The organism is Neisseria gonorrhoeae (assembly GCF_013030075.1).
Taxonomy (GTDB): Bacteria; Pseudomonadota; Gammaproteobacteria; order Burkholderiales; family Neisseriaceae; genus Neisseria; species Neisseria gonorrhoeae.
This window is the reverse complement of the sequence record NZ_AP023069.1, coordinates 2,014,948-2,036,527: the sequence shown is the minus strand read 5'-3', so window position 1 is coordinate 2,036,527 and position 21,580 is coordinate 2,014,948. Positions and strand designations below refer to the sequence as shown.

General features: G+C 56.3%; 17 protein-coding genes, 4 tRNA genes and 2 pseudogenes. 9 read left to right on the top strand and 14 right to left on the bottom strand.

Features of this window, described 5'->3' with window-relative positions; genetic code table 11:
* Window positions 1-223 precede the first annotated feature (223 nt).
* Window positions 224-2,614: a DNA topoisomerase (ATP-hydrolyzing) subunit B gene (gene gyrB, locus HT085_RS10745; RefSeq protein ID WP_003689984.1), complete on the top strand. Its 2,391-nt coding sequence runs from the start codon at window positions 224-226 to the stop codon at window positions 2,612-2,614.
* A 98-nt stretch (window positions 2,615-2,712) separates the two neighbouring features.
* On the top strand, window positions 2,713-4,098 hold the full coding sequence (locus HT085_RS10740; protein ID WP_003696162.1) for an L-serine ammonia-lyase: 1,386 nt from the start codon (window positions 2,713-2,715) through the stop codon (window positions 4,096-4,098).
* Window positions 4,099-4,168: 70 nt separating this feature from the next.
* Here HT085_RS10740 and HT085_RS10735 read toward each other — a convergent pair whose 3' ends face one another.
* On the bottom strand, window positions 4,169-4,267 hold the full coding sequence (locus tag HT085_RS10735) for a hypothetical protein (RefSeq protein WP_014575118.1): 99 nt from the start codon (window positions 4,265-4,267) through the stop codon (window positions 4,169-4,171).
* A 296-nt stretch (window positions 4,268-4,563) separates the two neighbouring features.
* Here HT085_RS10735 and HT085_RS10730 point away from each other — a divergent pair, with 296 nt between their 5' ends.
* On the top strand, window positions 4,564-4,713 hold the full coding sequence (locus tag HT085_RS10730; protein ID WP_170959667.1) for a hypothetical protein: 150 nt from the start codon (window positions 4,564-4,566) through the stop codon (window positions 4,711-4,713).
* Window positions 4,714-4,838: 125 nt separating this feature from the next.
* On the opposite strand, the gene HT085_RS10725 is transcribed toward HT085_RS10730, so the two are convergent.
* The 5 genes from HT085_RS10725 to HT085_RS10705 form a co-directional block, all read right to left on the bottom strand.
* Window positions 4,839-4,915: transfer RNA gene (locus HT085_RS10725), tRNA-Asp, on the bottom strand.
* A gap of 32 nt (window positions 4,916-4,947) precedes the next feature.
* Window positions 4,948-5,023: transfer RNA gene (locus HT085_RS10720), tRNA-Val, on the bottom strand.
* A 39-nt stretch (window positions 5,024-5,062) separates the two neighbouring features.
* Window positions 5,063-5,139, bottom strand: a tRNA-Asp gene (locus tag HT085_RS10715).
* Window positions 5,140-5,171: 32 nt separating this feature from the next.
* Window positions 5,172-5,247, bottom strand: a tRNA-Val gene (locus HT085_RS10710).
* Between the two features lie 69 nt (window positions 5,248-5,316).
* Window positions 5,317-7,293, bottom strand: a complete 1,977-nt coding sequence (locus HT085_RS10705) for a monovalent cation:proton antiporter family protein (RefSeq protein ID WP_017146899.1) — start codon at window positions 7,291-7,293, stop codon at window positions 5,317-5,319.
* 145 nt (window positions 7,294-7,438) lie between these two features.
* Here HT085_RS10705 and HT085_RS10700 point away from each other — a divergent pair, with 145 nt between their 5' ends.
* Both HT085_RS10700 and gap read left to right on the top strand, forming a co-directional pair.
* Window positions 7,439-8,278 (top strand): RnfABCDGE type electron transport complex subunit B, encoded by an 840-nt coding sequence (locus HT085_RS10700; protein WP_003690341.1) that lies wholly within the window; start codon window positions 7,439-7,441, stop codon window positions 8,276-8,278.
* 198 nt (window positions 8,279-8,476) lie between these two features.
* Window positions 8,477-9,508, top strand: a complete 1,032-nt coding sequence (gap, locus tag HT085_RS10695) for a type I glyceraldehyde-3-phosphate dehydrogenase (RefSeq protein ID WP_003690340.1) — start codon at window positions 8,477-8,479, stop codon at window positions 9,506-9,508.
* A gap of 254 nt (window positions 9,509-9,762) precedes the next feature.
* On the opposite strand, the gene aat is transcribed toward gap, so the two are convergent.
* Both aat and fur read right to left on the bottom strand, forming a co-directional pair.
* Entirely contained in the window at window positions 9,763-10,488 is a 726-nt protein-coding gene (aat, locus tag HT085_RS10690; protein ID WP_003689990.1) for a leucyl/phenylalanyl-tRNA--protein transferase, read from the bottom strand.
* Window positions 10,489-10,557: 69 nt separating this feature from the next.
* Window positions 10,558-10,992, bottom strand: a complete 435-nt coding sequence (gene fur / locus HT085_RS10685; protein WP_010359353.1) for a ferric iron uptake transcriptional regulator — start codon at window positions 10,990-10,992, stop codon at window positions 10,558-10,560.
* Between the two features lie 226 nt (window positions 10,993-11,218).
* Between fur and HT085_RS10680 the strand changes: the two genes are divergently transcribed.
* Both HT085_RS10680 and dapB read left to right on the top strand, forming a co-directional pair.
* Entirely contained in the window at window positions 11,219-11,596 is a 378-nt protein-coding gene (locus tag HT085_RS10680) for an outer membrane protein assembly factor BamE (RefSeq protein ID WP_003689992.1), read from the top strand.
* 9 nt (window positions 11,597-11,605) lie between these two features.
* The gene (gene dapB, locus HT085_RS10675; protein ID WP_003689993.1) at window positions 11,606-12,415 is read left to right on the top strand and encodes a 4-hydroxy-tetrahydrodipicolinate reductase; all 810 of its coding nucleotides are present in this window, start codon (window positions 11,606-11,608) and stop codon (window positions 12,413-12,415) included.
* Between the two features lie 113 nt (window positions 12,416-12,528).
* Here the strand turns inward: dapB and HT085_RS10670 are convergent.
* From HT085_RS10670 to HT085_RS10655, 5 genes and pseudogenes are all read right to left on the bottom strand, one after another.
* Window positions 12,529-12,807: pseudogene (locus HT085_RS10670) on the bottom strand (hypothetical protein); the annotation flags it as partial.
* Between the two features lie 81 nt (window positions 12,808-12,888).
* Window positions 12,889-13,047, bottom strand: coding sequence for a hypothetical protein (locus tag HT085_RS10665; RefSeq protein WP_003689996.1), 159 nt, complete (start codon window positions 13,045-13,047; stop codon window positions 12,889-12,891).
* Window positions 13,048-13,054: 7 nt separating this feature from the next.
* The gene (gene lpxB, locus HT085_RS10660; protein ID WP_003689999.1) at window positions 13,055-14,227 is read right to left on the bottom strand and encodes a lipid-A-disaccharide synthase; all 1,173 of its coding nucleotides are present in this window, start codon (window positions 14,225-14,227) and stop codon (window positions 13,055-13,057) included.
* A pseudogene (locus HT085_RS12305) lies at window positions 14,205-14,323 on the bottom strand (IS5/IS1182 family transposase); the annotation flags it as partial. The gene lpxB and the pseudogene HT085_RS12305, both read right to left, overlap by 23 nt.
* Window positions 14,324-14,377: 54 nt before the next feature.
* Window positions 14,378-15,370: an RluA family pseudouridine synthase gene (locus HT085_RS10655; RefSeq protein ID WP_003690001.1), complete on the bottom strand. Its 993-nt coding sequence runs from the start codon at window positions 15,368-15,370 to the stop codon at window positions 14,378-14,380.
* A 492-nt stretch (window positions 15,371-15,862) separates the two neighbouring features.
* Here HT085_RS10655 and HT085_RS10650 point away from each other — a divergent pair, with 492 nt between their 5' ends.
* Window positions 15,863-18,622: an Rne/Rng family ribonuclease gene (locus tag HT085_RS10650; RefSeq protein WP_003690003.1), complete on the top strand. Its 2,760-nt coding sequence runs from the start codon at window positions 15,863-15,865 to the stop codon at window positions 18,620-18,622.
* Between the two features lie 229 nt (window positions 18,623-18,851).
* Here the strand turns inward: HT085_RS10650 and pdxA are convergent, their stop codons facing one another.
* Window positions 18,852-19,844: a 4-hydroxythreonine-4-phosphate dehydrogenase PdxA gene (gene pdxA / locus HT085_RS10645; protein ID WP_003690006.1), complete on the bottom strand. Its 993-nt coding sequence runs from the start codon at window positions 19,842-19,844 to the stop codon at window positions 18,852-18,854.
* A gap of 158 nt (window positions 19,845-20,002) precedes the next feature.
* On the opposite strand from pdxA, the gene HT085_RS10640 reads away from it, so the two are divergent.
* Window positions 20,003-21,430, top strand: coding sequence for an alanine/glycine:cation symporter family protein (locus HT085_RS10640; protein ID WP_003690336.1), 1,428 nt, complete (start codon window positions 20,003-20,005; stop codon window positions 21,428-21,430).
* Window positions 21,431-21,580 lie beyond the last annotated feature (150 nt).

Genomic DNA, 21,580 nt, shown 5'->3' with positions numbered 1-21,580 from the left:
GGCAAAAAAACGCTTTTGCCACTTTGCCGGCAAATTCCGCGCCCGTACCGGCCGCAAATGCGCCGCACGCCCTTTCAGACGGCATCCGGATGCGGATAACGCTGAATCAGGCGGCGAAATCGGCTATAATACACAATTATATGCGCCGTCCCGCCCGCTTTTTCCACAAGGTGCGGACTGTTTTGGCGGCATCGCAAAATCTTTTCAAAATCCGGCAAAAAATATGACTGAACAAAAACACGAAGAATACGGCGCCGACAGCATCCAGGTGCTCGAAGGCTTGGAAGCGGTACGCAAACGCCCCGGCATGTACATCGGCGACACGCAGGACGGCAGCGGCCTGCACCATATGGTGTTTGAAGTATTGGACAACGCCATCGACGAAGCACTCGCCGGACATTGCGACAAAATCACGGTAACGATACACGCCGACCATTCCGTCAGCGTCGCCGACAACGGGCGCGGTATGCCCACCGGCATCCACCCGAAAGAAGGGCGTTCCGCCGCCGAAGTCATCATGACCGTCTTGCACGCGGGCGGCAAATTCGACAACAACAGCTACAAAATCTCCGGCGGCCTGCACGGCGTGGGCGTATCCGTCGTCAACGCGCTGTCCGACTGGGTAACGCTGACCATCTACCGCGACGGCAAAGAACACTTCGTCCGCTTCGTACGCGGCGAAACCGAAGAGCCGCTGAAAATTGTCGGCGATTCCGACAAAAAAGGCACGACCGTGCGCTTCCTCGCCGGCACGGAAACCTTCGGCAATATCGAATACAGCTTCGACATCCTCGCCAAACGTATTCGCGAACTTTCGTTCCTAAACAACGGCGTGGACATCGAATTGACCGACGAGCGCGACGGCAAGCACGAAAGCTTCGCCCTTTCCGGCGGCGTGGCGGGCTTCGTGCAATACATGAACCGCAAAAAAACGCCCTTGCACGAAAAAATCTTCTATGCGTTCGGCGAGAAAGACGGCATGAGCGTCGAATGCGCAATGCAATGGAACGACAGCTATCAGGAAAGCGTGCAGTGCTTCACCAACAACATCCCTCAGCGCGACGGCGGTACGCACCTGACCGCGCTGCGCCAAGTGATGACGCGCACCATCAACAGCTACATCGAAGCTAACGAAGTCGCCAAAAAAGCCAAAGTGGAAACCGCCGGCGACGATATGCGCGAAGGTTTGACCTGCGTGTTGTCCGTCAAACTGCCCGACCCCAAATTCTCATCCCAAACCAAAGACAAACTGGTTTCCGGCGAAATCGGCCCCGTTGTCAACGAAGTCATCAACCAAGCACTAACCGACTTCCTCGAAGAAAATCCGAACGAAGCCAAAATCATCACCGGCAAAATCGTCGATGCCGCCCGCGCACGCGAAGCCGCCCGCAAAGCCCGCGAAATCACCCGCCGCAAAGGCGTGATGGACGGCTTGGGACTGCCCGGCAAACTCGCCGACTGCCAAGAAAAAGACCCTGCCCTGTCTGAACTCTACCTCGTCGAGGGCGACTCCGCAGGCGGTTCCGCCATGCAGGGCCGCGACCGCAAATTCCAAGCGATTTTGCCGCTCAAAGGTAAAATTTTGAACGTCGAAAAAGCACGTTTTGAAAAAATGCTCGCCAGCCAAGAGGTCGCCACCCTGATTACCGCGCTGGGTGCAGGCATCGGCAAAGAAGAGTTCAACCCTGAAAAACTACGCTACCACCGCATCATCATCATGACCGATGCCGACGTGGACGGTGCGCACATCCGCACCCTGCTCCTGACCTTCTTCTACCGCCAAATGCCCGAACTGGTCGAGCGCGGCTACATTTACATCGCCCAGCCGCCGCTCTACAAAGCCAAATACGGCAAGCAGGAGCGTTACCTCAAAGACGAACTGGAAAAAGACCAATGGCTGCTCGGCCTTGCCTTGGAAAAAGCCAAAATCGTTTCAGACGGCCGCACCATCGAAGGCGCAGAACTTGCCGACACCGCCAAACAATTCTTGTTGGCGAAAACCGTCATCGAACAGGAAAGCCGCTTCGTGGACGAACTCGTCCTGCGTGCCATGCTGCACGCGTCGCCCATTGATTTGACGTCGTCTGAAAACGCCGATAAAGCCGTTGCCGAACTTTCCGGTTTGCTTGACGAAAAAGAAGCCGCCCTCGAACGCATCGAAGGTCATGAAGGACACCGGTTCATCAAAATCACGCGCAAGCTGCACGGCAACGTCATGGTCAGCTACATCGAACCCAAGTTCCTCAACAGCAAAGCCTACCAAACCCTCACCCAAACCGCCGCCGCGCTCAAAGGCTTGGTCGGCGAGGGCGCCAAGCTCTACAAAGGCGAGAACGAGTACGACGCGGACAGCTTTGAAACCGCTTTGGACATCTTGATGAGCGTTGCCCAAAAAGGTATGTCCATCCAACGATACAAAGGTTTGGGCGAGATGAACCCCGAGCAGCTTTGGGAAACCACGATGGATCCCGCCGTGCGCCGCCTGTTGAAAGTGCGCATCGAAGATGCCATTGCCGCCGACGAAGTGTTCGTTACCCTGATGGGCGACGAGGTCGAACCGCGCCGCGCCTTTATCGAAAACAATGCGCTGATTGCGCAAAATATCGACGCATAAGTGCCGTTTTAAAAAAGGAGACGGGCAGCTTGCCGCGTCTCCTTTTGGTTTGTCAAACGGAAGCCATGCCGTCTGAAACCGCCTTTCGGAGCAAAACCATGATCAGCATTTTTGATATTTTCAAAATCGGTATCGGCCCTTCCAGTTCGCATACGGTCGGCCCGATGAAGGCCGCCGCCGCCTTTGCCGCAGGCTTGGACGCGCAAACCGCCCGCATCGCCATCGACATTTACGGCTCGCTTGCCCTGACCGGATACGGACACGGCACATTTGACGCGCTGATGCTCGGTTTGGAAGGCAGCCTGCCGCACGACATCCCGCTTGCCGGCATTCCCGAACGCCTCGGACGCATCCGCACGCAGCACATCCTCCGGCTCAACGGGCAAGAAATCCGCTTCATCCCCGACCGCGACCTGAACATACGCGGCAATCAAGTGCTGCCCAAACACCCCAACGGCCTGCGATTTACCGCCTATGCTTCAGACGGCACGGTATTGAAGGAACAGGTTTATTATTCGGTCGGCGGCGGCTTTGTCGTTACCGAAGAAGACTTCGAGTGGCAGTCGGAAACGGAAAAAGCCGTTCCTTATCCTTACAACAGTTGTGCCGGGCTGCTTGCCCGATGCCGTCTGAACCGGCTCGACATCTCCGAAGTCGTGTTGGCAAACGAAGCCGCGCTTGCCGGATGCGGCGAAGCCGAAATCCGCCGCCGGGTTGCCGGTGTTGCCGAGATTATGGAAGAGTGCATCAAACGCGGCTTGGGTGCGGACGGCGAACTGCCCGGCGGATTGAACGTCCGCCGCCGCGCCCCGCAGCTTGCCGCCAAACTCAAAGTCCTGCGCGAAACCGAAATCGTCAACACCCAGCTCTGGCCGATGGTGTACGCCATGGCGGTCAACGAAGAAAACGCCGCCGGCGGACGCGTCGTTACCGCCCCGACCAACGGCGCGGCAGGCATCATTCCCGCCGTATTGCATTATTTCCGCAAGTTCAACCCCCACGCCACACAGGAACGTGTCGAAAACTTCCTGCTCACCGCAGGCGCAATCGGCATCCTCTACAAAACCAACGCCTCCATTTCCGGCGCGGATGTCGGTTGTCAGGGCGAAGTCGGCGTAGCGTGTTCAATGGCGGCGGGTGCATACGCCGAAGTCATCGGCGGCACGCCCAAACAAGTGGAAAACGCCGCCGAAATGGCAATGGAACACCATTTGGGCTTAACTTGCGACCCCGTCGGCGGGTTGGTGCAAATCCCCTGCATCGAACGCAACGGCATCGCCGCCGAAAAAGCCCTCAAACTCGGCACGCTCGCGCTCTTGGAAGACGGCACGGACAAAAAAGTCTCGCTCGACGAAGTCATCCGAACCATGCTGCAAACCGGCCGGGACATGAAGGCGACCTACAAAGAAACCTCGCTTGCCGGACTCGCCGCCACGCTCCGGAAAAAAGCCGTCCCCGTATCCGTGCGCGTGGTCGAGTGCTGAGGATGGACAGAAACGAAAATGCCGTCTGAAAACAGTTTTTCAGACGGCATTTCATTTATTTCTTGCGGGTTTACCGCTTCAACGCCAACGTCAACACGCCCGCCGTAACCAGCCCCAAGCCTATCCATTCCTGCGTGTTCGGGCGTTCGTCCAAGAAAACCACCGCCATCAGGAATGCAAACCGGCGTTGTTTGCAGCATCCGGCAAGAATTTTTATAGTGGATTAACAAAAATCAGGACAAGGCGACGAAGCCGCAGGCAGTACAAATAGTACGGAACCGATTCACTTGGTGCTTCAGCACCTTAGAGAATCGTTCTCTTTGAGCTAAGGCGAGGCAACGCCGTACCGGTTTTTGTTAATCCACTATAAAAGGTCTTTTCTAAAATATGCAGATATTCGAATGTCGAATTTGCCTTATGATTACGGTTTTCTGTCTTATCCGCCTTAAAACGCCGGTATTCCGTTTGAACCAAATTATATTTGCCGAAACACTCAAAAATCTCCCTTACCTGCCCGACAGACATCAAGACTTCGTTGTTGTAACTGAGAAAAATATATTGAAAGTCCGCATCCCTAATCAAAGCCTCAAATACCGGAACCACATCCGATTTTGATCAAGTCCGCGCTAAAACACATCGTACAGCGCAAAACCGGATGGGAATGGCAAAATCCGGAAACAAACATTTTTCAAAGCGTACAAACAAAAAATACCAACCGGAGGTTGGTATTTCTTAACTTTTGGCGCGGCGGACGGGGCTCGAACCCGCGACCACCGGCGTGACAGGCCGGTACTCTAACCAACTGAGCTACCACCGCGCATCCATTGTTTGCACCAATGAAAGGAAACTTGGTGGGTGATGACGGAGTCGAACCGCCGACATTCTGCTTGTAAGGCAGACGCTCTACCAACTGAGCTAATCACCCGTGTATAAAAAATACCGACAGAGTCAGTATTTTGAAACTTGGCGCGGCGGACGGGGCTCGAACCCGCGACCACCGGCGTGACAGGCCGGTACTCTAACCAACTGAGCTACCACCGCGCATCCATTGTTTGCAACAATGAAAGGAAACTTGGTGGGTGATGACGGAGTCGAACCGCCGACATTCTGCTTGTAAGGCAGACGCTCTACCAACTGAGCTAATCACCCTTGCGATTTGCGAAAACGCTATTAGACCAAATAACCGGGAATGGCGCAAGCCTTATTTCGGCATTTCATTTATATTCCCTGCAAGCTCCAGTTTTCAAAAGAGATAATTTCTTCTTTTTTGCCTGCGACCACCAACACGTCACCGCATTCCAATGTAAACGAGGCATCCGGGTTTTCAATCCGGCCGGTGCGGCGGCGGACGAACAAGAGTTTGATGCCGTAAGCCGCCATCGGAAGCGTGCCGACTGTTTTGCCGACGGCGTATGCTTCTGCAGCCAAAGGAAAGGCGTGGCGGACGGTTTCGCCATTTTCGCCGAATCCTGCCTCATCATCACTACCGACAAACAGTCCCTCCAACGCGGCATAACGGCTGTGGCGGATATTTGCCATCGTCTGATAGACGTGCCGGTACGACGCGCCGTTACCCAACATCGCATAGCCTGCCAGCACGAGTCCGGTTTCTTTGGTGTCCGACACGGCTTCTTCCGCACCCATATCGGTAAACGTTTTCACATAATCGTCATTGGTGGCGCGCGCATATACGGGCATATTGGGATGCATGGACAGCACATTGTCTAAAACGTGTTGCGTTTCGTGCATATTGTTGAGCGTAACCACCACCATTTTCGCCCGTCCCAGACCGGCGGCTTCCAATACTTCCCTGCGTTTCGCATCGCCGAACGACACCGGCTCGCCTGCACTTCTGGCTACCTGCACGCGTGCGATGTCCAAGTCGAGCGCGAAATACGGAATATCCTCTTGGGCGAGGACGCGTCCGACCGTCTGCCCGCCCCTGCCGAAGCCGACAATCAGCACATGATCAGACTTGCTCATCGCTTCCACCAACATGCTGTGCAGATCGAGCGACTTCATGTCCCAGCTTGACTTGACCAAGCGCCCGACCAGCGCATCGCTGCCGCCCAAGAGGAAGGGCGCGATAATCATCGACAGCAGAACCGCCGCCGTCGCCGCCTGTTCCAATTCTGGCGAAACCATATCAAGCTGCCCGGCAATGGCCAGCATCACGAAGCCGAACTCGCCGCCTTGCGCGAGATACAAAGCCGTTTTGAGGCTGTCGCCGACCGAATGCTTCATTTTGAATGCAATGGCAAACACAACCAATGCCTTCAACACCAGCAGCATTGCCAACAGCATCAATACCTGCCGCCAGCCGCCGATCAATGCCTGAATGTCCAGCTTCATGCCGACCGTGATAAAGAAGAAGCCGAGCAAAATATCGCGGAACGGGCGAATGTCGTCTTCGACTTGGAAACGGTATTCCGTTTCCGAAAGCAACATGCCGGCAACGAATGCGCCCAACGCCATAGACAAACCTTCCAGCTCAGTCAGATAAGCCACACCCAAGGTTACCAGCAGCACATTGATCATAAAGAGTTCGGACGATTTGCGTTTTGCCACCATCCTGAACCATCGCGACATAATTTTGCTGCCGACGAAAAACAGCAGCCCCAGCGTCAGCAGCATTTTTGCAAACGCCAAACCCAAGGCCGCCCAAATATTTCCGTCCCCTCCGCCAGCCAGCGCGGGAATCAGAATCATCAGCGGCACGACGGCGATGTCCTGCATCAGCAGCACGCCCATCGCCATCTGACCGTGCGGCTGCCCCAACTCCGTCTTTTCCGACAAAATCCGGCTCACAATCGCCGTGGACGACATCGCCAACGCGCCCGATACGGCAAACGCCCAATTGAACGGCACGCCCGTCAGCATCAGTATGCCCATTACCGACAGCATCGTAACGCCGACCTGCAAACCGCCCAGACCGAACACCAGCCGCCTCATCGCCCTCAGCTTGGGCAATGAAAACTCCAAACCGATGCTGAACATCAGGAACACAATCCCGATTTCGCCCAAATAATCCGTCGCATGGCTTTTCGGAATCAGGCTGAGCATACCGGGCCCCGCCAAAAAGCCCACCAGCAGGTAGCCCAGCATGGAGGGAATGTTGAACTTGCGGCACAGGATCACCGTAATGACCGACACCAGCAGAACAACCACAATAGGGGCAAGCGAAAATTCGTTCATGGACCGTCCGAACAGGAAAATACAGAAAAATGCCGTCTGAAACGGCATACGCCGCCGTATTATAACAAAACACCGCGCACCATCCGAAACGGGCGCGGCATACAATTCTGATAAAATACGCCCTTTTGACCCGCACCACCGCACAATGACCGCCACCGCCGCCGATTTAGACCGACTCCTCCCCCAAACCCAATGCCGCGAATGCGGCTATGAAGGCTGCCTGCCCTACGCCCGCGCGATGCTGCGGGGCGAGGCGCACAACCTCTGCGCCCCGGGCGGCGCAACCGTCGTCCGCGACCTTGCCGCCCTGCTCGGCAAACCCCTTGTCGCACCTGCCAAAACCCAAGCCAAAGCACTCGCCCGGATAGACGAAACCGCCTGTATCGGCTGCACCGCCTGCATCCGCGCCTGCCCTGCCGATGCCATTATGGGCGCGGGCAAACTTATGCACACCGTCATCACCGACGAATGCACCGGCTGCGGACTCTGCGTCGCCCCCTGCCCCGTGGACTGCATCCATATGCAGCCCGTTGCCGACACCGTCCTGCCGCGCGCGCGCCGTTTCAGCCTGTCCGACGACAGCCGTTTTGCCGCCGCCGAACACGCGCGTGCGCGCTACCTCAAACGCAACGAACGCAAACAGCGCGAAGCCGACGAACGCAAGGCCATGCTTGCCGAACGCGAAGCCGCCGTCCGCAACGCGCGTCCGCAAACGCCCGACACACCGGAAAAACCGGCGTTCAACCCCGCCGACCTCATCGCCAAAGCCATGGCAAAAGCGCAAACCCAACAGGATCGCCTCGCCGCCGCCGACAACCGCCAAGGCTATCAGGCAAAACAGATAGCCGAAGCCCGCGAACGCGCCGAATTGCGCCGCGCCCAACGCGATATGAAATACGGCAGCGACAGCGAAAAAGCCGCCGCCCTCGAATACCTCAAACAATACAAAGCCAAACAGGAAGCCGCACAGAATACCGCCTCCTGACCCTTACCCGACATGCCGTCTGAAGCCGCTTCAGACGGCATTTTATCAAGCTCTCCGTCCGCCGTACCCGTGCCGTCCGTATCTTACCGCCCACCCTTCCGGCCGTGCCGTTTTCAATAAAATATTAATTACACGCCACTACAAATTTGCTATAATCCGCCCCGAAAATCTACCCAACCCTCAACAAAGGAACAAACCATGGGCATCAAAGTCGCCATCAACGGCTACGGACGCATCGGCCGCCAGGTTTTGCGCGCCATCTACGACTATCAGATTCAAGACCAACTCCAAATCGTCGCCGTCAACGCCAGCGGCAGCCTTGAAACCAACGCCCATCTGACCAAATTCGACACCGTACACGGACGCTTTGAAGCCGACGTATCCCACGACGGCGGCAACCTCATCGTCAACGGCGACAAAATCCCCTTCTTCTCGACCCGCAACCCTGCCGAACTGCCGTGGAAAGAACTCGGTGTCGATTTGGTCATGGAATGCACCGGCGCGTTCACCAGCAAAGAAAAAGCCAAAATCCACCTCGAAAGCGGCGCGAAAAAAGTCCTCATTTCCGCACCGGGCGGCGACGATGTCGATGCAACCGTCGTGTACGGCGTGAACGACAGCGTCCTGACCGCCGACATGACCGTCGTTTCCAACGCTTCCTGCACCACCAACTGCCTCTCGCCGGTTGCCAAAGTGTTGAGCGAAAGCGTCGGCATCGTCAAAGGCGCAATGACCACCATCCACGCACTGACCAACGACCAAACCGTTACCGACGTGCGCCACAAAGACCTGCGCCGCGCCCGCAGCGGCGTGGAAAACATGATTCCGACCAAAACCGGCGCGGCAAAAGCCGTCGGTTTGGTCTTGCCCGAATTGAAAGGCAGACTCGACGGGCTTGCCATCCGCGTGCCGACCGTCAACGTATCCTTGGTAGATTTGAGCTTCCAAGCCGCGCGCGACACCACAGTCGAAGAAATCAACGCACTGATGAAAGCCGTCTCGGAAGCAGGCGCGCTCAAAGGCGTTTTGGGCTACAACACCCTGCCATTGGTTTCCATGGACTTCAACCACACCACCGAAGCCAGCCACTTCGACGCAACGCTGACCAAAGTCGTCGACGGCAACATGGTCAAAGTGTTCGCGTGGTATGACAACGAATGGGGCTTCAGCTGCCAAATGCTGAACACCGCACGCCGTATGTTCGGACTTGAAGTGCGCCCGCTCAAATAAGCAACAAACCGTCAAACAAAATGCCGTCTGAAACCCGATGTTTTCAAGTTTCAGACGGCACTTTTCATTTTTGACCGCGATTTTACCCGGCTGTCGTCATTTCCAATTTTATAGTGGATTAAATTTAAACCGGTACGGCGTTGCCTCGCCTTGCCGTACTATTTGTACTGTCTGCGGCTTCGCCGCCTTGTCCTGATTTTTGTTAATCCACTATAATCCACTATATTTGAACCTGACCGAAGCATAAGCCGCCATCAAAGCCCCTTGCACGCCACTTCGCGCCGCCCGATTTCCTCTTTCAACGGCACGGCGTTCAACATCCGCAGACGTTCGGCAAAATCCGCAAACGGCAGCAGCTCCGAACCGAAACGGCGCATATGTTCCGTATCCTGCTGGCAGTCTATCAGTTCCACGCCCAAATCCGCCAAAAACGGCACGGCGCAGGCAAACGCGATTTTCGACGCATCCGGTTGCAACGCAAACATCGATTCGCCATAAAACACCCTGCCGATCTGAACGCCGTAAAAGCCGCCCGCCAACCTCGTTTTACCGTTTTCATCGGGATAATGGCACTCGAAAGAATGCGCGTGTCCCATTTCGTGCAGCTTCAAATATGCCGTCTGAAACTCGGGCGCAATCCAAGTCCCATCCTGATTCGGGCGCGCCGCTGCCGCACAATGCGCGACAACTTCCGCAAAACAGCCGTTGACCGCAACCCGATAGCTGCCGTTACGCAGCGTTTTCGCCAGCGAGCGCGGAACGTGCAGACGTTCGGGAACAATTACCGCACGCGGCCCGACCGCATACCAAAAAAACCAACCGTCCCGCGAAAACCAAGGAAACACGCCGTTCCGATACGCCTCGAGCAGCCGCCCCGCGTCCAAATCCCTGCTCACGCCGACCAGCCCGTCGCACCGGGCCAAAGCATAGGCAGGATCGGGAAAGGCATAATTGTCAGGGGCAAGCAGCGGAATACGCATGGCAGTTCTCCAAAAACACAGACGGCATCCAAAATCATGAATGCCGTCTGAACAACAAACCGTCCGGATTTAACGTTTGCCCTTGGCCTGACAGTCGCTGCACACGCCGTACATATAAAGCGCGTGATCGACGATGCGGTAGCCGTTTTCCTCGGCGATTTTGTCTTGCAGGGCTTCGATTTCGGGATTGTGGAATTCCGTTACCTCGCCGCACTTCACGCAGACGATATGGTCGTGGTGGTCGCCCTTGTCCAACTCATAAACCGCCTTGCCCGTTTCAAAATGGTGGCGTTGCAGAATGCCCGCCTGCTCGAACTGCGTCAGCACGCGGTAAATCGTCGCCACACCGATTTCCACGCCCTCTTCCAGCAGAATGCGGTACACATCTTCCGCACTCAAATGCTCTTCCGCGTGCTTCTCGAACAAATCCAAAATCTTCAAACGCGGGCCGGTAACCTTCAGACCGCTGTCTTTCAGTTGCGCAATGTTGCTGAATTTTTCCATAATATTCAATATCCCTGTAAAATAATAGACGCTATAATACGCAATTTCAGCCTGCTTGCCCACTATCACACCATAGCAGTTCGCAATAGCAAAACCGCAACGGCGGACGGGCAGTCGGACACAGACAGGGTAAAATACCGCTTAAGCGTATGATTATCGTTCGCTTTTATAAAATATTCAAGCAGTGCTACACTAGACATCCCGATTTGCACAGAAAGGTTCTCCCGTGAACAAAACCCTCATCCTCGCCCTTTCCGCCCTGTTCAGCCTGACCGCGTGCAGCGTCGAACGCGTCTCGCTGTTTCCCTCCTACAAACTCAAAATCATCCAAGGCAACGAACTCGAACCGCGCGCCGTTGCCGCCCTGCGCCCCGGCATGACCAAAGACCAAGTCCTGCTCCTGCTCGGCAGCCCCATACTGCGCGACGCTTTCCATACCGACCGCTGGGACTATACCTTCAACACCTCCCGCAACGGCATCATCAAAGAACGCAGCAACCTGACCGTCTATTTTGAAAACGGCGTACTCGTCCGCACCGAAGGCGACGCCCTCCAAAATGCCGCCGAAGCCCTCCGCGCGAAACAAAACGCAGACAAACAATAAGGAACACACATGATACCGCTCAAAATCGCCATCGCCGGCGCAAACGGCCGCATGGGACGCGTCCTCGTCGAAGCCGTCAACAACCATCCCGACACCGTCCTTTCCGGCGCGCTCGAACACTCAGGCTCAGAAGCCCTCGGGCTGGACGCGGGCTACGCCGTCGGACTCAAAACCGGCATCGCCATTTCAGACGACGTTGACGCCGTTCTCGCCCAAAGCGACGTACTCATCGACTTCACCCGCCCCGAGCCGACCCTCAAGCACCTGCAAAAATGCGTTGAAAAACAAGTCAACATCATCATCGGCACAACAGGCTTCGACGATGCGGGCAAAGCCGCCATCCGCGCCGCCGCCGAAAAAACAGGCATCGTTTTCGCCGCCAACTTCAGCGTCGGCGTCAACCTCACCTTCCACATCCTCGACACCGTCGCCCGCGTCCTCAACGAAGGCTACGACATCGAAATCATCGAAGGCCACCACCGCCACAAAGTCGATGCCCCCAGCGGCACAGCATTACGAATGGGCGAAGTCATCGCCGGCGCGCTCGGCCGCGACCTCAAACAATGCGCCGTTTACGGCCGCGAAGGCCACACTGGTCCGCGCGATCCTTCCACCATCGGCTTTGCCACCGTCCGCGCAGGCGACATAGTCGGCGACCACACCGCCCTCTTCGCCACCGACGGCGAACGCGTGGAAATCACCCACAAAGCCGGCAGCCGCATGACCTTTGCCGCCGGTGCCGTCCGCGCCGCAGTTTGGGTAAACGGCAAAACGGGTTTGTACGATATGCAGGACGTACTCGGGCTGAACAACCGTTAACCCCCATACAAAATGCCGTCTGAAAAGATATTGTTCAGACGGCATTTTGCCGACAGGCTTCGTATCGGCATATCAATAAAGTTGCTTGTGCAGCATGACAAGCTACGGCTCGTTTAATTGAAACTCTCCTGATCTAAAAATTCCAACTCTATTTCCCGGCAAACTATATCTATGATAAAACTGGTCGGAAGATTATACCTACGCCTTATTAATGCCAGTGCACCTCCATAATCCAAGATTTCATCATCCTGCTTTAATTCTCCAAGCTCCAAGGTATTATCGATATCTTTATCTTGGTTCTCCGTAGCGTATCCATAGATAAATTTCAAATAGCTGAACTGCTTGAATTTAATTTTTACCCAGTCTGTGTAATTTGGTGTAGGACACAATTGCCTAAAATAGAAATTTACGAAGAACAAATGAAACAAGGTACGTAAGCGTATTAGTATAAACTATAATCATATATAATAAAATTAATCAGTTAACGAACCATTATATTTTAACCTTAATCCCATTCGGGCCAGTTCTGTTTCATTTGGAATTCCTCTTAAATACTTATTGTTTGATGTGCCATTAATCACAATTTCTCCCCCTTTTTTTGTAATACGTGCTGCTTCGGGAAAATAATCCATTAACCGCTCAACATCCCGCCTCTTCCAAAACCGCACGCGCGGCCAAATCCGCCGTATCTTTTTTCAACAGCAGGTGCAACGCCCCGAAATCCTGTTGCAGCGCGGCAACCTTATCGGGGTGTTCGTACCAGTCCGCCAATGCCGCCGCCAGTTTTTCCGGTTTTGCTTCAGATTGCAATAATTCCGGCACGGCCTCCTTACCCAACAGGATATTCGGCAGGCCGACATGCGGCACTTTGATTTTGCGTTTCACATAAGCATAGGTCAGCGGCGAAATCTTGTAGCTGATGACCATCGGACGCTTGCACAACGCCACCTCCAAAGTCGCCGTACCGCTCGTTACCAGCACCGCATCCGCCGCCCTGCACACCGTTTCAGACTGTCTGTCGGTTACCGTCAGCGCCAATCCGGCAAACTCCGGCCGCTGCAAAACTTCCGCCAAACGCCGCTTCGTCGCCTCCGTTGCGGCAGGCAGCAGGAAGCGGGCGGCGGGATAGCGTTCCAACAACAATAATGCCGTCTGAAAAAACACCGGCGCCATATAGTCGATTTCGCTGACGCGGCTGCCGGGCAGCAGGGCGAATACGGGGATGCCGACATCCGCGCCCAAAGTTTTCCGCGCCGTTTCACGGTCGTCTTCCAAGGGCATAAGCTGTGCCATCGGATGACCGACAAACTCCGCACGTCCGCCCGCATCGAGATAAAGCTGCGGCTCCATCGGGAACAGGCACAGCACGCGGTTGACCTGATGCACGATTTTGCCCACGCGTTCGCGCCGCCACGCCCAAACCGACGGACTGACATAATGCAGGGTCGGAATGCCCGCCCGTTTCAGCTTTTCCGCCACACCCAGATTAAAATCGGGCGCATCGATACCGACAAAGACATCAGGTTTCAACGACAGCAAATCCCGTACCAGCTCCCTGCGTATCCGTAAAATTTCCGGCAGCCGCCTGACCACTTCGACAAAGCCGCGCACCGCCAGCCGCTCCTGATCATAAAGGCTCTCGAAACCTTCCGCCTTCATCAGTTCCCCGCCGATGCCGGTTAACCGTGCCTGCGGGCAACGCTTTCGGATGGCGCGTATCAGGTGCGCCCCCAACAGGTCGCCCGACGCTTCGCCGACACTGACGGCAATCAAAGGGCTTTTTTTATCAACCATATTCGTCTGTCCCCACATATAGTGGATTAACAAAAACCGGTACGGCGTTGCCTCGCCTTGCCGTACTATCTGTACTGTCTGCGGCTTCGCCGCCTTGTCCTGATTTTTGTTAATCCACTATACTTTCACGCCCCGATGCCGTCTGAAGCCTTCAGACGGCATCGGGGTTCACATTTTCGTCCCGTTTTCCAACATCACCGCAAACTGCGCCAAATCCGGCGGCGGCTCCGCCTTCAACACCAGCGGCTCACCCGTGAGCGGATGGTTCAGGTGCAGCTCGGACGCGTGCAAAAACATGCGCTTCAAACCCAATTTCTGCAAACGCCGGTTCGCCTGATAATCGCCGTAGCGTTCGTCGCCCGCAATCGGACAGCCTTGAGATTGCAGATGCACGCGGATTTGGTGCGTACGGCCCGTTTTCAGCGTTGCCCGCACCAAAGTCAGGTGCGACAGCCCGACACCGTGCAAAATGCCGTCTGAGAAACGGCTTAACACACGGAACACCGTATGCGCCGACTGCCCGTCCTCGCTGACGCGTACCATCTTTTCGCCTTGTGCGCCGGTATATTTGAACAGGGGCAGTTTGACATGGAAATTGTCGTCCGGCAGTTTGCCCACCCCCAGCGCAAGGTAGATTTTTTTGGGGTGGTCGTTACGGATAGCTTCGTGCAGTTTGACGAGCGCGCTGCGTTTCTTCGCCACCATCAACAAGCCGCTCGTATCCTTGTCCAAACGGTGGACCAACTCCAAATACTTCGCCTCCGGACGGGCGCGGCGCAACTGTTCGATAACGCCGAAACTCACGCCGCTGCCACCGTGTACCGCCACACCGGAAGGCTTATTGACCACCAGTAGCGCGTCGTCCTCATACACCACCTCAAACGCACGCGCCGGTACGGCGGCACGCCTTTCAGACGGCATTTCCTTCTCCGCCACGCGCACAGGCGGAATCCGCACCGTATCTCCCTCCGCAATACGGCTGTCGGGTTTGCAGCGTTTCTTGTTCAACCGCACCTCGCCGGCGCGGATAATGCGGTGGATATAGCCCTTGGGCACGCCCTTGAGGATTTTTATCAGATAGTTATCAAGGCGTTGACCCGCCTCATGTTCGGCAACCCCTATCAGGCTGACCGAACCTTTGCTTATTTCGTGCGTTTTCATCTATAATCCGAACATCCGTTTCAGCAGAAAGCGCGTCCGCCGCGCCCCCTGAAACGGTTTACTTTAAAACGGAATTTTATATTAAAAACGCACTCCGCAAAGCATTTTCCCTGCGCCTGTTCCCAGCCGGCAGGCGCAGAACGTAGTCAAGTTTGAATTGATTTTGCCGTTTCGGCGCGGAAGTAAGACGGCAGCGGAGCCCCAAGCCCCGAACGCAAACCGCCCGAAAACACAGGCATCACGATAACAAGAAGAAGCCGGCGCCCATTTTTCCGACCGCAGCGTTCGGAACGCGGCAGGCAGACCGCCGCATCGATCTTTATAGCCTTCTTTATCCGACCCTTCCGCACACGGTTCCCCGGAACGTGCATCCCTGCGGATTTTCAACTCAAAAACTGATTACCGGTTTTATCCGAAGACATCGGAAACCCAGCCTTACGGAATGCCGAACCGGACCGGCGCGCCCGAATGCCGCCTGTCCACGAGGTGATCATGAAAAGAATGTTATTCAACGCAACGCAGGCCGAAGAGCTGCGCGTTGCCATCGTCGACGGACAAAACCTGCTGGATTTGGACATCGAAACGCTGGGCAAAGAACAGCGCAAAGGCAATATCTACAAAGGCATCATTACCCGCATCGAGCCGTCGCTGGAAGCGTGTTTCGTCGATTACGGAACCGACCGCCACGGCTTTTTGCCGTTTAAAGAAGTATCGCGTTCGTATTTCCTCGGCTACGAAGGCGGGCGCGCGCGCATTCAGGACGTGCTCAAAGAAGGCATGGAAGTCATCGTCCAAGTCGAAAAAGACGAGCGCGGCAACAAAGGCGCGGCGCTGACCACCTTCATCAGCCTCGCCGGACGCTATCTGGTATTGATGCCGAACAATCCGCGCGGCGGCGGCGTATCCCGCCGTATCGAAGGCGAAGAGCGTCAAGAACTCAAAGCCGCGATGGCGCAACTCGACATTCCGAACGGCATGAGCATCATCGCGCGTACCGCCGGCATCGGCCGCAGCGCGGAAGAGTTGGAATGGGATTTGAACTACCTCAAACAACTCTGGCAGGCAATCGAAGAAGCAGGAAAAGCGCATCACGACCCCTACCTGCTCTTTATGGAAAGCTCGTTGCTCATCCGCGCCATCCGCGACTACTTCCGTCCCGACATCGGCGAAATTTTGGTGGACAATCAAGAAGTTTACGACCAAGTTGCCGAGTTCATGAGCTACGTCATGCCGGGCAACGCAGGTCGTCTGAAACTCTACGAAGACCACACGCCGCTGTTTTCCCGCTTCCAAATCGAACACCAGATCGAAAGCGCGTTCTCGCGCAGCGTCAGCCTGCCCTCCGGCGGCGCGATCGTCATCGACCACACCGAAGCCCTCGTCTCCATCGACGTGAACTCCGCACGCGCCACACGCGGCGCGGACATCGAAGACACCGCCTTCAAAACCAATATGGAAGCTGCCGAAGAAGTCGCCCGACAAATGCGCCTGCGCGACTTGGGCGGCTTGGTCGTCATCGACTTCATCGACATGGAAAACCCCAAACACCAGCGCGATGTGGAAAACGTCCTGCGCGACGCACTCAAAAAAGACCGCGCCCGCGTACAGATGGGCAAACTCTCCCGTTTCGGACTTTTGGAATTGAGCCGCCAACGCCTGAAACCCGCTTTGGGCGAAAGCAGCCACGCCGCCTGTCCGCGCTGCGCCGGCACCGGCGTGATCCGCGGCATCGAATCCACCGCCCTGCACGTTTTGCGCATGGTTCAGGAAGAAGCGATGAAGGACAACACCGGCGAAGTGCGCGCCCAAGTGCCCGTCGATGTCGCCACCTTCCTGCTGAACGAAAAACGCGCCGAGCTGTTTGCAATGGAAGAGCGTTTGGATGTGAACGTCGTCCTGATTCCGAACATCCACCTCGAAAATCCGCACTACGAAATCAACCGCATCCGCACCGACGACGTAGAAGAAGACGGCGAACCGAGCTACAAGCGCGTTGCCGAGCCTGAAGAAGACGAATCCGCCAAACCTTTCGGCGGCGAAAAAGCCAAAGCCGCCCGCCCCGAACCCGCCGTCAAAGGCGTGCGCCACACCAGCCCCGCCCCGACTGCCGCCCCCGAGAAAAAAACCTCCTGGTGGGACAGCTTCAAAGCATGGCTCAAACGCATTTTCGGCGGCAGCGAAACCCAAGCCGTACCCGCTGCCGAAACCTCCGAAAAACGCAGCACGGCAAACCGCAGCGGCAGCCGCGCCAACAACCGCCGCCAAAACCCGCGCCGCAGCAAACGCGAAGGCAGCAAAATAGAAGTCCGCGAAGCGGCGGGCAAAACTGCCGGACAGAAAGCGCGCGCCGACAAAGCCGAAACGCGCAACAACGGCAACCGCCGCCGCAACGAACGCGGCGACCGTGCCACCGAACGCGCCAACGAAGCGGAAATCCAAAGCCGCAACGTACAGCCTGCCGCACCCGTTGCAGATGCCGCACCGCCCGAAACCGAAGGTCAAACCGGAAAACGCCGCCGCAACGGCAGCCGCAACGAACGTGGCCAAACCGCACCGGAAACCGCCGCCGTTGCCGAAACAGCCGTTCAGACAGCGGAAAACACGCCGCCCGAACCGTATACCGCAGAAGACAAAGGCAGCAAGCCCAAATCCGAACGCAACCGCCGCGAACGCGACAGCCGCGATGCCAAAGAACGCCGCGAACGCAACAATCAGCGCGACCGCCGTCAAAACGGCAAAAAACGCAATATCCCGTCTGCCGCCAAAATCGAGCAGTACCTGAATATTCACGACACCGCCGACAAAGTCCGTTCCGCCGCCGCGCACGTTTTCGGCGAAACCGACGCAAACGCGCCGATTACCGTCAGCATTGCCGATCCGCTCATCGCCACACCCGTTCAGACGGCATCTTCCGCCGTTTCAAACGGCGACGCACTGATTTATGATGCGGCGGAAAAAATCCGCCGTGCCGCCGCCGACATCCTGCCCGAAGGCGCGGCACCGAAAGCCGCAGCACAGGAAATGCCGTCTGAAACCGCAACCTTTACGGCTGCGGCGGAACAGGCACGGGAAACCGCACAAACCGGCGGACTCGTCCTGATCGAAACCGACCCTGCCGCATTGAAGGCATGGGCGGCACAACCCGAAGTCCAAGCCGGACGCGGTTTGCGCCGTTCCGAACAGCCAAAACCGTCTGAAGCCGCAACCGTCCCTGCCGAAGAAATGATCCAAGTCGAAACCCGGCAAGGCTGAACCGACGGCGGCAAAAAGAGGTTCTGTTCCGCAGAACCTCTTTTTGCATGGTTTCGGATACCTGCAATACCGTCTGAAACTTCGCCATTCCCGTGATTCCCGCCACCTTTCGTCATTCCCGTGAAAACGGGAATCTAGAACCTCAAACTTTCGGATAACCTTTGAATATTGCCGCCGCCCGAAGGTCCGGATTCCCGCCTGCGCGGGAATGACGGGTCTTTTATCATCTTTAAAGGCTGCCGCGCGCCATCTCGACGGCGGTCTCCACGGCAGTTATCAGGCTGCCGGAGTCCGCCCTGCCGGTTGCCGCCAAATCGAGCGCGGTGCCGTGATCGACGGAGGTGCGGATAAAGGGCAGCCCCAGCGTGATGTTCACGCCCTGCCCGAAGCTGTGGTATTTCAACACGGGCAGCCCTTGGTCGTGGTACATCGCCAATACGGCATCCGCACCTTCGAGCATAAACGGTTGGAACAATGTGTCCGCCGGATACGGGCCGGCGAGGTTTATCCCTTCGCGGCGCAGGTTTTCGAGCGCGGGGATAATGGTGTCGGTTTCTTCGTGTCCGAGGTGTCCGCCTTCGCCGGCGTGGGGATTGAGCCCGGCGACTAGGATTTTGGGATTTTTGATGCCGAATTTGTGTTTTAAGTCGTGATGCAAAATGCGTGCGACGCTTTCAATCAGCGGTTGCGTGATGGCGGCGGCAACGTCTTTCAGCGGCAGGTGGGTCGTTACGAGGGCGACGCGCAGGCCTTTGCCGGCAAGCATCATCACGACCTGCCCCGTGCCGCTTTTTTCCGCCAGATATTCGGTGTGTCCGCTGAAAAAACCTGTGCTTGCGCGCGCGGCGTTGATGATGCCTTTGTGCAGCGGCGCGGTAACGATGCCGTCGAAAATGCCGTCTGAAATGCCTGCGAGCGCGGTGTCCAAAAGTTGCAGCACATAGGCGGCGTTGGCGGGATTGAGCCACCCTGCCTCAACCGCTTCGGCGGCAGGGATGTGCAGCACTTCCAGCCCGCCTTCTCCGTGCGCGCCGCCTGATTCCGGATCGAAGTCGCGCAGGACGACGCTTTTGCCCAAGGCTTCGGCGCGCGCGCGCAACAGGTGTTTGTCGCCCAATACCGCGCAGCGGCAGGGCAGGCGTGCAAACGCCAAGTCCAAACAAATATCGGGGCCGATGCCGGCAGGCTCGCCGGAAGTAACGGCAAAAACAGGCTGTTTCATCGTGTTTGCTCCAAACAAAACGCGATTCTAACGCCACAGGCGCGCGGCGATGTAAATTTTTCTGATTTTGTTGACAATCTGCTAGAATGGGCGTTTACAAAATTTAAACCCTGCTTGCATACCGCCATATGTGCGGGTTTCAACTTTAAGGAAGCGATATGAACGAGAACTTTACCGAATGGCTGCACGGCTGGGTCGGCGCCATCAACGATCCGATGTGGTCATACTTGGTTTATATGCTTTTGGGTACGGGGCTTTTCTTCACCGTAACCACGGGCTTTGTCCAATTCCGCCTGTTCGGGCGCAGCATCAAAGAAATGCTCGGCGGCCGCAAACAGGGGGACGACCCTCACGGCATCACGCCGTTTCAGGCATTTGTAACCGGCCTTGCCAGCCGCGTGGGCGTGGGCAATATCGCGGGCGTGGCAATCGCCATCAAAGTCGGCGGGCCGGGCGCGGTGTTTTGGATGTGGGTAACCGCCTTAATCGGCATGAGTTCGGCGTTTGTCGAATCTTCGCTGGCGCAGCTCTTTAAAGTCCGCGACTGCGACAACCACCATTTCCGGGGCGGCCCTGCCTACTACATCACGCACGGTCTGGGGCAGAAATGGCTGGGCGTGTTGTTCGCCCTGAGCCTGATTTTCTGTTTCGGTTTTGTGTTTGAAGCGGTTCAGACCAATACCATCGCCGATACCGTCAAAGCGGCGTGGGGCTGGGAGCCTCATTATGTCGGCGTCGCCCTGGTGATTTTAACCGCGCCGATTATCTTCGGCGGCATCAGGCGCATATCCAAAGCGGCGGAAATCGTCGTGCCCCTGATGGCGGTTTTGTACCTCTTTATCGCGCTTTTCATCATTTTGACCAATATTCCGATGATTCCGGACGTGTTCGGTCAGATTTTTTCGGGCGCGTTCAAATTCGACGCGGCAGCAGGCGGCTTACTCGGCGGTCTGATTTCGCAAACGATGATGATGGGCATCAAACGCGGCCTGTATTCCAACGAGGCGGGTATGGGTTCCGCGCCGAACGCCGCCGCCGCCGCCGAAGTGAAACACCCTGTTTCGCAAGGTATGATTCAAATGCTGGGCGTGTTTGTCGATACCATCATCGTTTGTTCTTGCACCGCCTTCATCATCTTGATTTACCAACAGCCTTATGGCGATTTGAGCGGTGCGGCGCTGACGCAGGCGGCGATTGTCAGCCAAGTGGGGCAATGGGGCGCGGGTTTCCTCGCCGTCATCCTGTTTATGTTTGCCTTTTCCACCGTTATCGGCAACTATGCCTATGCCGAGTCCAACGTCCAATTCATCAAAAGCCATTGGCTGATTACCGCCGTTTTCCGTATGCTGGTTTTGGCGTGGGTCTATTTCGGCGCGGTTGCCAATGTGCCTTTGGTCTGGGATATGGCGGATATGGCGATGGGCATCATGGCGTGGATCAACCTCGTCGCCATCCTGCTGCTCTCGCCATTGGCGTTTATGCTGCTGCGCGATTACACCGCCAAGCTGAAAATGGGCAAAGACCCCGAGTTCAAACTTTCCGAACATCCGGGCCTGAAACGCCGCATCAAATCCGATGTTTGGTAAATCCCACCCTTACCGGAGCCGCTTCCCCGCGAAGCGGCTTTTCCCTTTCCGCGCACTGTAAAAACAGGGCGAACAGGCGTACAATCCCAACCCTTTACTTTTGAATCCGTTTCGTTTTTCAGACGGCATCCTGCTTGGAATGCCGTCTGA